The 15,590-nt window shown below is 66.8% G+C and carries 13 protein-coding genes; 9 read left to right on the top strand and 4 right to left on the bottom strand.

All coding sequences use genetic code 11. From position 1 onward, the window contains the following. Positions 1 to 27: 27 nt before the first annotated feature. From bamE to PTE30175_RS01105, 3 genes are all read right to left on the bottom strand, one after another. On the bottom strand, positions 28 to 564 hold the full coding sequence (gene bamE / locus PTE30175_RS01115) for an outer membrane protein assembly factor BamE domain-containing protein (RefSeq protein ID WP_150695391.1): 537 nt from the start codon (positions 562 to 564) through the stop codon (positions 28 to 30). Positions 565 to 685: 121 nt separating this feature from the next. Beyond that, on the bottom strand, positions 686 to 4,726 hold the full coding sequence (locus tag PTE30175_RS01110) for a translocation/assembly module TamB domain-containing protein (protein WP_150695202.1): 4,041 nt from the start codon (positions 4,724 to 4,726) through the stop codon (positions 686 to 688). Continuing rightward, positions 4,726 to 6,459, bottom strand: coding sequence for an autotransporter assembly complex protein TamA (locus PTE30175_RS01105; RefSeq protein ID WP_150695390.1), 1,734 nt, complete (start codon positions 6,457 to 6,459; stop codon positions 4,726 to 4,728). The genes PTE30175_RS01110 and PTE30175_RS01105 overlap by 1 nt, the downstream gene beginning before the upstream one ends. A 245-nt stretch (positions 6,460 to 6,704) precedes the next feature. Between PTE30175_RS01105 and PTE30175_RS01100 the strand changes: the two genes are divergently transcribed. The 4 genes from PTE30175_RS01100 (at position 6,705) to panD (ending at position 9,553) form a co-directional block, all read left to right on the top strand. Next, complete coding sequence (locus PTE30175_RS01100; RefSeq protein WP_150695201.1) at positions 6,705 to 6,887, top strand: DUF3460 family protein; 183 nt, start codon at positions 6,705 to 6,707, stop codon at positions 6,885 to 6,887. Between the two features lie 54 nt (positions 6,888 to 6,941). After that, on the top strand, positions 6,942 to 8,006 hold the full coding sequence (locus PTE30175_RS01095) for a segregation and condensation protein A (RefSeq protein WP_224788539.1): 1,065 nt from the start codon (positions 6,942 to 6,944) through the stop codon (positions 8,004 to 8,006). Positions 8,007 to 8,225: 219 nt separating this feature from the next. Continuing rightward, positions 8,226 to 9,062: a pantoate--beta-alanine ligase gene (panC, locus tag PTE30175_RS01090; protein ID WP_150695200.1), complete on the top strand. Its 837-nt coding sequence runs from the start codon at positions 8,226 to 8,228 to the stop codon at positions 9,060 to 9,062. 83 nt (positions 9,063 to 9,145) lie between these two features. After that, positions 9,146 to 9,553: an aspartate 1-decarboxylase gene (gene panD, locus PTE30175_RS01085; protein ID WP_150695199.1), complete on the top strand. Its 408-nt coding sequence runs from the start codon at positions 9,146 to 9,148 to the stop codon at positions 9,551 to 9,553. A gap of 6 nt (positions 9,554 to 9,559) precedes the next feature. Here the strand turns inward: panD and PTE30175_RS01080 are convergent, their stop codons facing one another. Next, on the bottom strand, positions 9,560 to 11,215 hold the full coding sequence (locus tag PTE30175_RS01080; protein ID WP_150695198.1) for a cobyric acid synthase: 1,656 nt from the start codon (positions 11,213 to 11,215) through the stop codon (positions 9,560 to 9,562). A gap of 39 nt (positions 11,216 to 11,254) precedes the next feature. On the opposite strand from PTE30175_RS01080, the gene cobU reads away from it, so the two are divergent. From cobU to PTE30175_RS01055, 5 genes are all read left to right on the top strand, one after another. Next, complete coding sequence (gene cobU / locus PTE30175_RS01075; protein ID WP_150695197.1) at positions 11,255 to 11,806, top strand: bifunctional adenosylcobinamide kinase/adenosylcobinamide-phosphate guanylyltransferase; 552 nt, start codon at positions 11,255 to 11,257, stop codon at positions 11,804 to 11,806. 11 nt (positions 11,807 to 11,817) lie between these two features. Beyond that, on the top strand, positions 11,818 to 12,792 hold the full coding sequence (cbiB, locus tag PTE30175_RS01070; RefSeq protein ID WP_150695196.1) for an adenosylcobinamide-phosphate synthase CbiB: 975 nt from the start codon (positions 11,818 to 11,820) through the stop codon (positions 12,790 to 12,792). Next, positions 12,792 to 13,829 (top strand): threonine-phosphate decarboxylase CobD, encoded by a 1,038-nt coding sequence (cobD, locus tag PTE30175_RS01065; protein WP_150695195.1) that lies wholly within the window; start codon positions 12,792 to 12,794, stop codon positions 13,827 to 13,829. Before cbiB ends, cobD begins: the two co-directional genes overlap by 1 nt. 284 nt (positions 13,830 to 14,113) lie before the next feature. Then, entirely contained in the window at positions 14,114 to 14,335 is a 222-nt protein-coding gene (locus PTE30175_RS01060; protein WP_150695194.1) for a hypothetical protein, read from the top strand. A 274-nt stretch (positions 14,336 to 14,609) separates the two neighbouring features. Beyond that, positions 14,610 to 15,539, top strand: a complete 930-nt coding sequence (locus tag PTE30175_RS01055) for a cobalamin-binding protein (RefSeq protein WP_150695388.1) — start codon at positions 14,610 to 14,612, stop codon at positions 15,537 to 15,539. The last annotated feature ends 51 nt before the right edge of the window (positions 15,540 to 15,590 follow it).

Genomic DNA, 15,590 nt, shown 5'->3' with positions numbered 1-15,590 from the left:
GCGTGGGTGCCGCCCCGGGCCGATGGATCAGGGGCGCTCGCCCGCCGGATCAGGCGCGCGGGAGGTCGTGACGATGCGGCCGTCCGGCCCGAAATGCGCATTGAACAGCGCGCTGGTGTTCACGCCGTCTTCCAGCCAGCGCCAGCTCCAGACTTCTTCGCGCTTCAAGCGGTATTCCGCGACTGAGGTCGGCTTGCCGAGAAGGCGCCGCACGTCATCCTTCGTCATCCCGGGCCGCACTTGCTGGAAATTCTGGTCGGTCAGCGCCTGCGAGACGGCGCGCAACTTGCCGTCCGGGCCGATATCGACCATATAGGTCCGCAAGCCGCCCGGGCTGCGCGGATATTCAAGCCGGCGCGAGCCGTCCTCGTTCTCCCACACGATTTCGGGCTTGCCCATCTGGCCGCGGATGTCCGCTTCCGTCGACTCGCCGGGTTTCAAGTCCTTCAACATCAAATTGTCGGGCTTGACCGCATTGACCGCGTCGCGCGCCTGTTGGCGCACCTTGTCGATCTGCTGCTGGTCGCAGCCGAACAGCGCGAGCAGACTGGCAAACAGACCCATGGCGACTCCTTTGCTCAACGTTGTGGATAGCGGCATTGTGGACTCCTGCATATCGGGGCGTGGCGGGTGGCCACAGTGTACGACGACCACCGCGGCATTGGCATGCCGCGACAGCCGGCGCTCAATCAAAACGGCGGTTGAACAGGACGTCAAACCCGTTCAGCGAGCCGGCGCGCAGCACCAACTGCCAGCGGCGCGACGCCTGCCACGTCAATTTGACGATGGTCGCCGCGCTGGTCAGGCTCTGTTCGGCGCCGAGCGAGAAGTTGTCAGAGAGCGCGCGGCCGACCTTCACGACCTGCTGATCGTCGGGCAAGCCCGAATCGGACGTGCCGATGCCGAACTCGTCGATGCCGAGGTCCTTGATCACCTTCCTGCCGCCGGTCGCGCCCAATAGCGCCACAGCCGCGCCCGCCATCGCCTGCCGCTGCCCCAGGCCGGCGCTGTCGGGACCGTGGCCGAACAGCAGCCACGACAGCTTTTCCTCGTCGGAGACGTTCGGCTCGGACACCAGCGCCACGCGCAACTGACGGATGGTCCCGGTGACCAACACGCCGGCGGCCACGTCCTGATTGCGGCGCATGGCCTGAATGTAGATATCCGGATTGTCGAGCGGCCCCTGGAAGTTGATCAGGCCACGGTCAATCGCCAGTTTTCGGTCGAACGCTTCGTATGTGCCCTCGGCCACCTTGATCGTCCCTACGGCGCGCAGGGGGGTGAGCGGCTCGCCCTGCAATCGCAGGCTGCCGCGCAACAGCAAATCGGCGCCGGCCCCCTTGAAGCGGAAATCGCGGCCAAGATCGATCTCGATATCGATGCGTGGCGAGAAGCGGCCGGCCGGACGCGCGCCGATGCGCGCGGCTTCCTCGGTTGCCTTCACCGGCGCGCCCCGCGCCGTGGCGCCGCCGCGAACGACCAGAACGTCGTCGCCGAGCTTTGGCGCGCTCGCCGGCGGCATGTCGAAGCGAGCGCGATCCACCGTGAATTTGCCGGTGACGGCCAGCGTCTCGCCCGACCCCGCCGCTTTCGCCTGCCCTGTCAGCACCAGTTCCCGGTCCGGCGCGGCGAACAGTTGCAACTTGTCTGCGACGATGGAGACGTCCATGGCAGGTTCGGGCGTGTCGAGACGGATCCGGCCCGTGGCGCGCAGCGTCCCGCCGGCGCCGCCCGTGAAGACGACATCGCGCAAATCGATCGCATCGGGCGAGAGCGCCACGCGCACGCGGCCGTCGTTCAGACCGATGCCCGTATCGAACATCGCGACGGACAGCCCGTCCCCAGTCAGTTCCCCGGTGGGCCGCGGCCGCCCGACCGTTCCCGCCAACGTCATTTGCAGCTTCGCGCGGCCCTTGAATGCATACTGCGCGCCCGCGAGCGTCCCGAGCTTCGACAGGTCCGGTACCGCCATCGCGATCCGCCCCGACAGCGGCGCGTCATCGGGCACGCGCGGCAGGCCATTGTCGAGCTTGAGGGTCGTCGCGGCGTCCGCATCGAGCGTGCCTGCCAGTCCCGACGCAGCCCGCACGGTCGCCTTCGCCGTATTGCCGGACAGTTCAAGGCGGGCCTTGAGATCCGACAGTCCCAGCGCAATGCGCGAGATCGCGCCGCGCTCCGTGGTCAGCCCGGGAATGCCGGTGACCGTCACATTGACGTGCGGGTTCACGCCGCCGCGCGGCAGCGAAACATCGCCGCTGCGCCGAACGACTTCGACGAAGCCGTCGGCACGCTGGCCCAACTGCACATTCCAGCGGCCGTCCAGCACGAGATCGCTCGCGACGCTCGGCGTCTCGCCCGTCAGCGTGCCCACGACACTCAGGATCTGCCCGACGTCGAGCGCCTGCAACGCACCTGCGGACCGCATCTGGCCCGCGCCGTAGTCAAAGTTTGCGAGGACGAGCGTGCCGGCGGCCGTCGTCAACGTCGCCGCGCCCAGATGAATGTGCTCGCCCGAGGCCTCGACCTGCCACGGCGCAGCCAGGTGCAAACGGGCCGAGCCGCTGTTCTCCAACGTTTGCACGGTGCCCCGCCAGCCGACGCCGGCACGGGTGTCCGTCATGGCGCCCGCCGCCGCGACGGACACCCCGAGCGCCGCCTGCCGCACCTTTCCGTGCGCAAGCAACTTGAGCGTGTGCGCGCCGCGCGTGCCGGCCAGCGCGACGTTCACGCGATCCAGCGTGACGGCCGGGCTGGAGAATCCGGTACCGTCGAGCGTTGCGTTGAGCCGGTCCTGGGGCTGGCCATGCAGCCCGCCGCTGATATCGAGCTTGCCGCTCAGATGCGCCAGCTTCTGCTCGCCGAACGCCAGACTTTCCGCCCGCACGTTCGCGACGGCCGTCGGCCGTTCGATCGTGCCTGCCAATTGCCCATCGAGCTTGAGCAGGCCCGACAGACCGAAGCCCAGTTTGTCGAGCGCGGGCGCGTCAACATTGACCGACAACTTGTCCCCCGCCGCACCGAAACTGCCCTTCAGGACCACGCGGTTGCCCGCGACGAGCAGGCTGGCGTCGCTTGGCATCATGCGCGAACCGGCCAGGCGCAGCATGCCCCCGCCGCTCATCGGCAAATTGGCGTACGCGCTGTCGTGCAGCGCGAATTTCAGCGCCAGGCGCAATTCGGGCCGTAATTCGCCTTCCGCGTCGAGCTGCCCCGTGACGCTTGCCAGCGGCAACTTCGCCCCCTTCTTTTGCGGGCCGTAGAGGTCGTACCACGCCGCCGGATCGAAGCGTGTGAGCTCGATTTGCGCACGATACGGACCTTTCTCGCCGTTCCCGAGCGAGCCCGTGGCAGCCACCTGCCCGGCGCCGGCATCGAGCGACAGCGCGTGGATCGTCGTGCCATCCGCATTCAGCGTGACGTCGGCGCGCATGCGGCGGGCGGCGTCGCGCCAATCCATCACGATCCGCTGACCGCTGGCGTCGAGCGTCACGTCGAGCGGCCCCGCCAGCGCCGTCGCCGGCAGCTTGCCGTGGAGTTCGCGCAGATCCAGATCGCGCACGGCGAGCGCAAAGGCCCCGGCCATGGCCTCGGTGGCCTCTCCCGACGCCGCGTTCTTGACCGCCACCCGGCGCACTTCCCCGCTGCCCGTGAGCACCGCGCGCCGGGCCAAACGCACATCGAGCGACGCCAACGCCTGCCGCTGCGCGTCGAGTTCGACCTGGGCGCGCAATGAGGACACCGGCACGCGTGCGGCATCGATCGCCCCGGGCGCGGCATTGATCACGGTCAATGGACCACTGACGCGGAAGGTGGCGGCGTCCGGCACGGGGCGCAAATCGGCCTGCACCGACACATCCGCGATCGGCGCCGACGGCGCAAACTCGCGCGGATTCAAATGGTCGACGGAAATCTGTGCGCGCTTGAGCGGGACCTCGGCGAACGGCGCTGCATCCACCACGGCATGCCCATTCAGTTTCTCGCCGGTGGCGTCGAGCGTGACGCCGAGCGCCTCGAGCGAACCGGTCAGCCGCGCCTGCACCTGCACCGGCATCTTGCCAGCCGTGCCGCGCAAGCCCAGATCGCCACCCAGCACGAACGGGCGCAAACCCGACAGTTTCAGGTTCGCGTTGACGTCGCCGTAAGGCGTCGCCACACGATCGAGCAACAGCGTGTGGTCGCGGCCATCGCTGCGGCCCGACAAGCGCACGTCCTGCAACACCAGGTCGGGGGTGTGGAGCGTGAGCTTGGTCACGCGGATGTCGCCGAGCGTGAGTCCCAGGGGTAGCGTCAGGCTTTCGGGCAATTTGGTCGGCGTAGTGGTTGGCGGCGACGGGGGCAGCACGATCTCGACGTCGCCCGCGTGCAGACGATCGACGTTCAGATGCCACGGCTGCATGCCAAGCTGCCAACGGCCGTCGAGATGACTCACCGTAATGCGCGTCGCGCCGTCGAGATAGCGCACGTCATCCACACGAATGCCGTGCGCGAAGGTGCCGCCGCGCCATTCGCCAGTGAGCTTACCGTCCATCACGGAAACGGCCGTTTGCCAGAGCCAGCGGCTGCCGCGTTCATTCGTCAGCGCCCAGCCGAGCAACGCCGCGGCCAACGCCACGATCAGCAGCGGCGCGACGACGGTCCCGGCGAACCAACGCCCCCAGCGGTGCGGGCGACGGGGCGGCGTGGGCGGCGTGGGCGGCGTGGGCGGCGGGGTGGCGTCGCGCGTCATCAGAAGGCCACCCCGAGCGAGATCGACGGACGGAACTGCTTGTTGCGCGCGCCGTAGGCCAGATCGACATTGACGGGCCCGACGGGACTTCGCCAGCGAACGCCGACACCGACGCCGTTGTATATCGGCCCCTTGTTCAGGCCGTCCGTGGCCGTGCCGGTGTCCCAGAACACGGCGCCGCCCCATTCGCGCGTGAGCCAATGCTGGTATTCGGCGCTTGCGGTGCCCAAGTACTTGGTCGGAAATGTGGTGCCGCCGCGCACGATGCCGATGCTCTGGTACGTATAGCCGCGAATCGACCCCGATCCGCCGGCAGCATACAGGAGCGAAGCCGGAATACGCTGGTCGCTCCCGTTCGTGATGACCGCGCCCAGTTCGAGGCGGGCGATGACGATGTCGCGCTGCCCCACCGGGAAATATTGCCGGATGCGTCCGTAGACGCGCCCGAACGTCTGATCCGTCATCGCGCCCTGCACCGCCGCGCCGATCTGCGCGTTGATGATGTTGCCCTTGCGGGGAAAGATGAGGTCGTCCACGTTGCGGCGTGTCCAGGAAAAGCTTGGCACCATGGCGCGGTTCAGGAAGCGTTCGCCGGTGGCCGGCCGTTCATCGTCGCGGTAGAAGTCAAGCGCATAACTCCAATCATAGAACTCGCGTGTTCGCGCGCGCTTGACACCGACTTGCAGGCTTCGCTTGTCGAGCCCATTCAGATCGGTGCGGTCGAACGACGTGCGCAAACTGTTCACATAAGCGCCGGGGTCCGGCGGCATGGCGAGTTCGGCATAGCCGGTCTGACGTTTCTGTTCGATGCGCGCCTGCGTGTCGAAGACCCACGCGCGATCGAACACGTTGTAGTAGGAATAACGCCCCTGCACGCTGGCGCCCGTGTCGGTCGTATAACCGACGCCGCTTTGCACGCGCTGCGCCGGGAATTCACTGACCTTGACTTCGACCGGCGCACCGCTGGCCTTCGCCGGGTCTTGCGTCACGCCAATGACCACGTTGGAGAAATACGGCGTGTTCTGGATCTGGCGCTGCAATTCCTGCAGACGGTCGCCATCGAACGCCTCGCCCTCATGCAGCGGATTGACGTTGCGGATGATCTGCTCGGGATAGCGTTTGGTCCCGGTAATGACCAGCGGCCCGAGTGTAAACGGCGGCCCGCTGTCGTACGCGGCCGACAACGTCGCCTGCTGATGATCCGCATCGACGACGGCGCGCGAAAACCGCATGCGCGCGGCGTGATAGCGCTTCTGGCCCAACCGGAACAGCGTCTCGCTTTTCGCCTTGTCCCAGTCTTCCTGGCGAAACGGCTCACCCGCCGGCAATCCCCACGCATTCTTGAGTTGGGCGACGCGCTGCGGATCCTCCGACGCGACCGCTCCGGTGAATTCGAGGTCGACCCCTTCGATGTGCGTGCGCGGTCCCGGGTCGACCGTCACCCGGACGGTGCGCTTACCGTTATCGGTCTTGACGTCCACGTTCGTGACCGGCGAGAAGTACCCCTCCGTCGACACCAGTTCCTGCACCTGCTCGCCGGCGGTCGTCACGAGGTGTTCGAACTGCGCGTCGCCGATGTCGTCGCGGCCGGCAAAGCGCACCAGATCGAGGTGCGTCCTGAGGATTGTCGCCAGTGCCCGCGGCGCTTCGACCTGGACGCGATACTCGGCCTGTGCGGGCGTCGTCGCCAGCCCCAGCCACGCGAGAAGTGCCGTCAACGCGCAGGCAGCCATGTGGCGGCCACTGCGTTGGCGGGGAGATGTGTCGAATGCTGTCGTCAAACCTGTCCCTTTCGTGGAAGCTGCATAATGCTGAGGGGAACGTACGATTCCAACGCCCGCGAGGCGTATTTGACCATATCCCCGCAGCCGGTTCAGCAATTCGCGGGAAGTGTCGGCCGTTTGCGGTAAAATCGCCCTCGTTCGGCAGTGTTGGCTACCCATTCGGCTGCTCCGCCCATTTTTTAAGCACAACAATCATGTACGAGTCAGACATCACGCAATTCATCAAGCAACTCAAGGTTGAAAAACCGACACTCGAAGCCGAACAGCGCCAGGGCCGCGCCCTCCTTTGGGACAAGGCACCGATCGACCTGGACGAGCGCGCCCGCGCCGCCCAGTCGCGCGTTCAGCAACAACCGTACGTCTATCAGGGCGAATAAGACCGGGCATCCGCCCATTTGGTGCGGCCAGAATTTTCCCAAAATCACATCGACGTGAGCATCGCCACGCCCGAAGAATCGCCGGTCGAGCCGACGGAAATGCCGCCGGATGCCGCCGCACCGCCCGCACCGGGTCCGGATACGGACACGCCGGATGCCGTGCCCACTGGCCTCGATGACGCGATAACGATCGAAGCCCCGGCCGGCGCCAGCGCGCACGCGGCCGTGGTGGCGCACGCCGGTGCACCCGGCCATGCCGCGCAGAACGGCGCGACGCCGCCTCGCGCCGAACTGCACGCCCTCACCGACGGCCACGACAGCACGCCGGACGTCGTCGACGGCGTGGCCCGCGCGCGCCTGTACGGCGAGCCGCTGTTCGCGCTGCCGACCGATCTGTACATTCCGCCCGACGCGCTCGAAATCTTTCTCGAGGCGTTCGAAGGCCCCCTGGACTTGCTGCTGTACCTGATCCGCAAGCAGAACTTCAACGTCCTCGACATTCCGATGGCGCAGGTCACGAAGCAGTATCTGCTCTACGTCGAGCAGATTCGTCGCACCAACCTCGAGCTCGCATCGGAATATCTGTTGATGGCCGCGATGCTCATCGAGATCAAGTCGCGCATGCTGCTGCCGGTCAAGAAAGCCGACACCGGCGAGGAAGCCGAGGATCCGCGCGCCGAACTCGTGCGCCGCCTGCTCGAATACGAGCAGATGAAGCTCGCGGCGCAGAAGCTCGACACGCTGCCGGTGCTGGGCCGCGACTTCCTGCGCACGCAGGTGTACATCGAACAAAGCCTGCAACCGCGCTTTCCCGACGTCGATGCGGACGACCTGCGCGCCGCCTGGGCCGACGTCCTGCGCCGCGCCAAGTTGGTGCAACACCACAAGATTTCGCGTGAGGAACTGTCCGTTCGCGAGCACATGAGCCAGATCCTGCGCCGCCTGCAGGGCCAGCGCTTCATGGAATTCACGGAATTGTTCGACGTATCCCGCGGCGTGCCGCTTGTCGTCGTCAATTTCATTGCGATGCTCGAACTGTCGCGCGAATCGCTGCTGGAAATCACCCAGGCCGAGCCCTTCGCCCCGATTTACGTGCGCCTGACCTACCTGCCCAACTAGGCGCCGGCCGCGCCCTGGACATCCCGGAAAACGGGACCTTGGTTCCGTTTTCCGGAACGAAAACGGACCGTCCCGCCTGCCGAAACGGTTTTGCGCACGCCCGCCGGGATTTCCTCTACAATCCCTCGGACCGTTTTGCGCTGCAGCGCGCCCGAGCCGGATGCGGCCGGCGCAGCACCGGCTGTGATAGGCCCCCCTTACACAAAGCACGGAATATCAATGAAAGTCATCTCCTCGATTCATGAGCTGCGCGACCAATTGCGCGGGCAGAATCGCGTGGCGTTTGTGCCGACGATGGGCAACCTGCACGAAGGCCATTTGTCCCTGATGCGTCTGGCGCGCCAGCACGGCGACCCCGTCGTGACCAGCATCTTCGTCAATCGCCTGCAGTTCGGCCCGAACGAGGATTTCGACAAGTATCCGCGCACGCTGCAGGACGACGTCGAGAAGCTGCAGGCCGAAAACGTCTATGTTCTGTTCGCGCCGAACGAGCGCGAGATGTATCCGGAACCGCAAGAGTACCGCGTCGAGCCGCCGCACGATCTCGGCGACATTCTCGAAGGCGAGTTCCGTCCCGGCTTCTTCAAGGGCGTGTGCACCGTCGTCATGAAGCTGTTCTCGTGCGCCCAGCCGCGCGTCGCTGTGTTCGGCAAGAAGGACTACCAGCAGCTCATGATTGTGCGCCGCATGGTGCAGCAATTCGCGCTGCCGATCGACATCGTCGCGGCCGAGACGGTGCGCGCGCAAGACGGTCTGGCGCTGTCTTCGCGCAACCGTTTTCTGTCGGAAGCCGAGCGCGCCGAGGCGCCGAATCTGTACCGTCATCTGCAGCAGATCCGCGAAGCCGTGCTCGCGGGCAATACCGATTACGCCGGCCTGGAAGCCGCCGCGATGGCCGAGTTCACGGCGCGCGGATGGAAGCCCGACTACATCTCGATCCGCCTGCGCAGCAACCTGCGCCCGCCTGAAGCGGGTCCGGCGCCGGCCGAGAGTCTCGTGGTGCTCGCCGCCGCCAAGCTCGGCACGACCCGCCTGATCGATAACCTGGAAATCTGATATCCGCGGCGGACGCGCGTGGCGCGGCCGTCGTCTTTCCCCTTTTTACGCAACACCGCGTGACAGCAAGAGAAGAGGCCGTTATGTACCGCACCATGCTCAAGTCGAAGATTCACCGCGCCACCGTGACGCATTGCGAACTCCATTACGAAGGGTCGTGCGCCATCGACGAAAACCTGCTCGAAGCGTCGGGCCTCGTCGAGAACGAGCAGATCGACATCTTCAACGTCAACAACGGCGAACGTTTCACGACCTACGCCATCCGCGGCGAGCGCGGCAGCGGCATGATCTCGCTCAACGGCGCCGCCGCGCGCCGCGCGCAACTGGGCGATATCATCATCATCGTCTCGTACGCTTCGGTGAAGGAAGAAGACGTGCAAGCCGGTTTCAAGCCGAAGCTGGTGTTCGTCGACGAAAAGAATGTGCAGAAGAGCGAGCGCGACCACGTGCCGCTGCAAGCCTGGGAAGAGACCCGCGCCTTCGCCAGGTAAGGGGCTTCAGCGCAGGCAGGCCCACAGGCGCGGCAGGTCCAGATGGGCGGCGACGCTGTCGGCGAGCCGCTCGAGCGACGCCTCGCGCAGCGCATCGTAGTCCTGAGGTTGGGCATGGGCGAGTCCGGCCCACGACAATATCGCCGCGCATGCGTCGGGGGTATCGAACAGGCCGTGCAGATACGTGCCCATGACGTCGCCATCGTCCGATACTGCACCGTCCGGGCGCGCAGGCGCGCCCGATGCCGCCTCGAGATGGACGGACGGGCGCTGCAGGGCTGCGCCTTGCGTGACGCCCATATGGATTTCGTAGCCACGCACGACCGCACCCGAGCCGGAGGCTTCGGCGCCGGTTGACGGCGCCGATCCTGCCACCGCCGGCGACAGATGACCGCTGACAACCCGCAATTGCTTCTGCGGCGCCATCATCGTGTCGAAGTCGAGGAACCCCAGCCCCGCCGTCATGCCCGCATCGCCTTCGAGGCCGAGCGGATCGCGGATGGTCTTGCCCAGCATCTGGAAGCCGCCGCAAATGCCGAGCACCTTGCCGCCGTAGCGCAGGTGGCGCCGCAACGCCGGCTCCCAGCCTTGCGCCCGCAGCCACGCGAGATCCGCGCGCACGTGCTTGCTGCCGGGCAGGATGACGAGATCGGCCGGCGGCAACGGCAAACCGCCGCCGGCATACTGGAAATCGACCTGCGGGTGGGCGCGCAGGGCGTCGAAGTCGGTATGGTTGCTGATCCGCGGCAACGCCGGCACGACGACACGCAAGCGCTCGTGGGTCGTCGCGCCGGCGTGCCGTTGCGCCGGCAACATGTCTTCGCCGTCGAGATGGAGTCCGTGCAGATACGGCAAGACCCCTAGCACCGGCACGCCGGTGCGCGCCTCGATCCATTCGAGACCGCTGTCCAGCAAGGCCGGATCGCCGCGAAAACGATTGATGATGAATCCGCGAATGCGTGCGCGTTCGCTGTCGGACAGGCACGCCAGCGTGCCGATCAATTGTGCGAACACGCCGCCGCGCTCGATGTCGGCCACCAGCACGACCGGGCAGTCGACTGCCTCGGCAAAGCCCATGTTGGCGATATCGCGCGCGCGCAAGTTGACTTCCGCAGGACTGCCCGCGCCTTCTACGATCACTGCGTCATACGATTCGCGCAGCCGCCCGTAGGCGGCAAGCACCGCGGACATCGCGCGCGGCTTGTACGCATGATAGGCGCGCGCGTCGAGATCGGCGACGACATGCCCCCCGATGATGACCTGTGCGCCGCGATCGCTGCTCGGCTTGAGCAGCACCGGATTCATGTCGGTATGCGGCGCAATGCCGGCCGCCTGCGCCTGCAAGGCCTGCGCACGGCCGATCTCCCCGCCGTCGGCCGTTACGGCGCTGTTGAGCGCCATGTTCTGCGGCTTGAACGGCGCAACGCGCACGCCATCGCGACGCAACAGCCGGCACAGCGCCGCCACGACCGTACTCTTGCCGGCGTCCGACGACGTCCCCTGAATCATCAACGTGCCGCGCGGCGGCACCCGTGCAAGGGCGGCGTCCGGCGATTCGGACCGACGCGTCAGCGAGCGCGCGCGCGTCGCCGCATCGGCGCGCGAGGCAGGGGTGTCCGGCGAGCTTGCCGTCAGGTCGTTCGTCACAGGGATTTCACTCATGCGCGGATTATCGCACCGCTCGCCATTACAATATCGCCCATGAGTTCCCACAATCTGACCTTCGTGCTCGGCGGCGCGCGCTCGGGCAAGAGCGCGTTCGCAGAACAGCTCGCGCACGACAGCGCCCTGCCCGTCACCTACATCGCCACGGCACTGGACACCGGCGAGCGCGAAATGCGCGAACGCATCGCGCACCACCGCGCGCGTCGCCCGGCGCATTGGACAACCGTCGAAGCCGGTCTCGACCTGGCGGGCGCGATCGCCCATGCCGCCCGCCCCGATCATTGCGTGATCGTCGATTGCCTGCCGTTGTGGCTGGCCGGCTGGCTGTGCCCGCCCGGCGCGCGCGACGATACGCCGTTCGACGACGGTCCGTGGCTCGCCGCGTGCGCGCAGCTCGAAACGGCGCTCGCCACCGCACCGGGCCAACGCGTCGTCGTCAGCAACGAGATCGGCATGGGCGTGATTCCGATGGGCGCACTCACGCGCCGGTATGTCGACGAACTCGGCCGTCTCAATCAGCGTATCGCCGCCGTAAGTGATCGCGTACGCTTTGTCGTGGCCGGTCTGCCGATGGCTGTGAAAGGCTGAGGCGCGCACCGATGCTGACCGGAATCTCCCCGCAGGCGCTCTGGCTCGCCGCCCTGCTCGGCGTGATGCTCGACGCCTGGCTTGGCGAGCCGCGCCGCTGGCATCCGCTCGTCGGCTTCGGCAAGTTTGCCAACGGCGTCGAGGCGTGGCTCAACCAGGACCTTGCGACGCCCGCGCGCACGGCCATGGCGCGCGGCATGTGGGCCTGGCTGCTGTTGCTCGCGCCGCTGACGCTCGCCGCCCTCGCGCTCACATTTCTGCCGGGCTGGCTCGGCGTGGTATGGCAGGCGCTGGCCCTCTACATGGCGCTCGGCGCGCGCAGCCTGCGCGATCACGTGATGCCGATCGGCCGCGCGCTCGCCGCCGGCGACCTGGGGCACGCGCGCGCATTGACCGCCCGCATCGTTTCGCGCGACACCGACGATGCGGCGCCCGAAGCACTGGCACGGGCGGCCATCGAATCGACGCTGGAGAACGGCAACGACGCCATCTTCGGCGCACTCTTCTGGTTTGCCGTGGCAGGCGCGCCAGGTGTCGTACTGTTCCGGCTTGCCAACACGCTCGATGCGATGTGGGGCTACCGTACGCCGCAGTTCCTGTATTTCGGACGGCCGGCGGCGCGTATCGACGACGTTCTGAACTGGATTCCGGCGCGATTGACGGCGCTCAGCTACGCTCTGCTCGGCAACACGCGCGACGCATTGCAATGCTGGCGGGCACAGGCGCCCGCATGGTCGAGCCCCAACGCCGGCCCGGTGATGGCCGCCGGCGCGGGCAGCCTCGGCGTGCTGCTCGGCGGCCCCGCACGCTACGATGGCGAATGGGAGGCGCGTCCGCCGCTCGGCTGCGGCGCAGTCCCGTCCGGCGCGCATATCGCGGCGGCGTGGCACCTGGTGTCACGTGCGTTGTGGCTCTGGCTGGTGCTGGGCGGCGCGCTCGCCATGTTCGCCGCTTCGCTGGCTGAAGTCTCCCCCGATCTCTTGTGATGAACGATACCTGCACGCCGCGTCACGGCGGCAATCTCGGCGATGCGGTTCGCCGCTACGACCGCCCGCGCGAAGACTGGCTGGACCTCTCGACGGGCATCAATCCGCACGGTTACCCGGTGCCGCCGATACCCGCGCAGGCGTGGCAACGCCTGCCTGACGACGACGATGGTCTGCGCGACACCGCATCGGCGTACTACGGGGTGCCTGCATCGCATATCGCGGCCGCCGCCGGAAGCCAGGCGGTGATTCGCACGTTGCCGCGTCTGCTGCGCCCCGGACGCGTCGCCATCGCCCCGCTCACCTACAGCGAGTACGCGCCCGCGTTTGCTGCCGCCGGACATACGCCTGTCGCCTGGCCCGGCCCGCACGCGGCGCTGCCGGATGCCGATTACGTCGTCTGCGTGAATCCGAACAATCCGACGACCGACGTCGTGCCGGTGCCGACGCTGCGTGCATGGCAGATGCAGCTCGCGGCACGCGGCGGCATGCTCATCCTCGACGAAGCATTCGGCGACGTTTCGCCCGACGCGAGCCTCGCGCGCTCGGTTGGCGAACCGGGCCTCATTGTCCTGCGCTCGGTCGGAAAATTCTTCGGACTGGCAGGCGTGCGCGCCGGATTCGTGCTGGCCGAGCCAGTATGGGCGCAACGTATCGCACACGCGCTCGGCGCCTGGACGGTCAACGGCCCTGCACGTTTCGTCGTACGTCACGCGTTGGCCGATACCGTCTGGCAGGCCACCACGCGCGCCCGGTTGCTGACAGACGGCACACGACTGGCCGGCATGTTGGCGCGCGGCGGCTTGCCGGTGCGCGGTATGGCACTGTTTGCGTGGATACCCCATCCGCTGGCGCCGGCATGGCATGCGGCGTTGGCACAACTCGGGATCTGGACGCGTTTGTTCGATCCGCTGCCGCAGGGTGCAAACGGTGAGACAATGCCGAGCCTGCGCGTGGGCTTGCCCGGCACGCCCACCGAATGGACGCGCTTGGAGAACGCCATCGGCACACTCGGCGTGCCGCGCCGCGGTCCATAGCGGACGGTCCCCGCCGGGCCACGCGCCGCTTTCATTCCGCAAGCGCACCTGACGAACGGGTCAGCGTTGGGAACTGTCCGATTTCATCGACATCCAATGCGTGGACAAAGGCTTTCAGGGCGACGAGCTGGTACATTACAACGCATTACCTTAAAGCCTTTTTCTGTCAATTCGTTACAAATTGAATCATTTTTGCAACAAATGCTGACATTCCTCGTCAACCTGCGCCGGTAAACTGAGGTTTCTTTCGCAAGGGTTTCTCCCCCATATAAAAGGACGACCACATGAAAAAGCTTCCTCTGTTGCTTGCCACCCTGTTGACTGCCGCCGTTGTGACGGTGGGCTGTTCCAAGAAGGAAGAAAAAGCCGCTGCGCCGTCAGGCGATTCGGGCTCGACGTCGCAAATGGCGCCGGCTGCCGGCGGCGCCGCGAGCGACGCAGGCGCAGCCCCGGCGATGGCCGCCAGCGATGCGGGCGCTGCTGCGCCGGCACCGGCCTCGAACTGACGCCTCGCAAGGCCCGGCGATGCCGGGCCGCACGGCTGCGGTCACTACGCCCCCGATTGCCTCGCCGGCACCGGGGGCGTAGTCGTTTACCTCGCGAGTTCGTGCGGATTTCACACCTGCGGACGGTCCCGGCGAGGTTGTTGGATCCCGTGGCATCCCCGACAATGGCGTTTCATCCAATCCATACGCCGGCCGCCCGATGTCCCTGAGGTTCATGCTGTCCCGCTCAACGCCCGCCGTTCCCGACTGCGCCCCTCTGCCCGACACGGCGGCAATGGCTGCGCCGCTTTGCCGTTCGCGCACGACATGGACTGCCCTGGCCGCCGTGGCCCTCAGCTGCACGGCCGTTGCCGCGCACGCCCAGATCTCGGTCAAGGACGACACCGGCGCCACCGTCACCCTGCCCGCGCCGGCCAAACGCATCATCAGCCTGTCGCCACATGCGACCGAGCTGCTGTTCGCCGCAGGCGCCGGCGATCGCATCGTCGGTACCGTTGCCTACGCCGACTACCCCGAGGCCGCGCGCAAGATCACGCGCGTGGGCGACAACAGCGCGCTCGACCTCGAACGCATCATTGCGCTCAAGCCCGACCTGCTTGTCGTGTGGATGCACGGCAACTCGCAACGGCAAGTGGATCGCCTGCGCACGCTGGGACTCCCGCTGTTCTACAGCGAGCCGAAACATCTGACGGATCTGCCCGGCGCCATCGAGCGGCTGGGCACACTCACGGGCACGCCGGCCGCGGCGCAGATTTCCGCCAACCAGTTCCGGCAGGACTACGAGACGCTCCGCATGCGCTACGCGGCCCGTGCGCCCGTATCGGTCTTCTATCAGGTGTGGACGCAACCGTTGATGACACTCAACGGTACGCATATGGTGAGCGATGTGATTCGCCTGTGCGGCGGACGCAACATCTTCAGCGAGGAGTCGGCGCTGGTCCCGCGCGTGAGCATCGAGGCCGTGCTGGCTGCACGCCCCGAGGCGATGTTCACCGCCACGCCGGGGGCCACGTCGACGGACAAACCGCTGGCGACGCTCGACAATTGGCGCAAATGGCCTCAATTGCCGGCCGTGGCGAACAACAATCTGTTCGGGATCGACGGCGATCTGATCAATCGTCCCGCACCGCGCATTCTGCAAGGCGCAAAGACGATGTGCGAGGACCTCGATCTGGTGCGCCAGCGACGCGGCGACAAGCGTTGAAGCGGCCCGGCACGGGTGAATGCGCAGCGCAACGCGAGTCCGATATCCGCG

This window comes from Pandoraea terrae, from assembly GCF_902459695.1.
Lineage (GTDB): Bacteria > Pseudomonadota > Gammaproteobacteria > Burkholderiales > Burkholderiaceae > Pandoraea > Pandoraea terrae.
The sequence above is the reverse complement of the archived record's forward strand: the minus strand, read 5'-3'. Positions and strand labels throughout refer to the sequence as shown.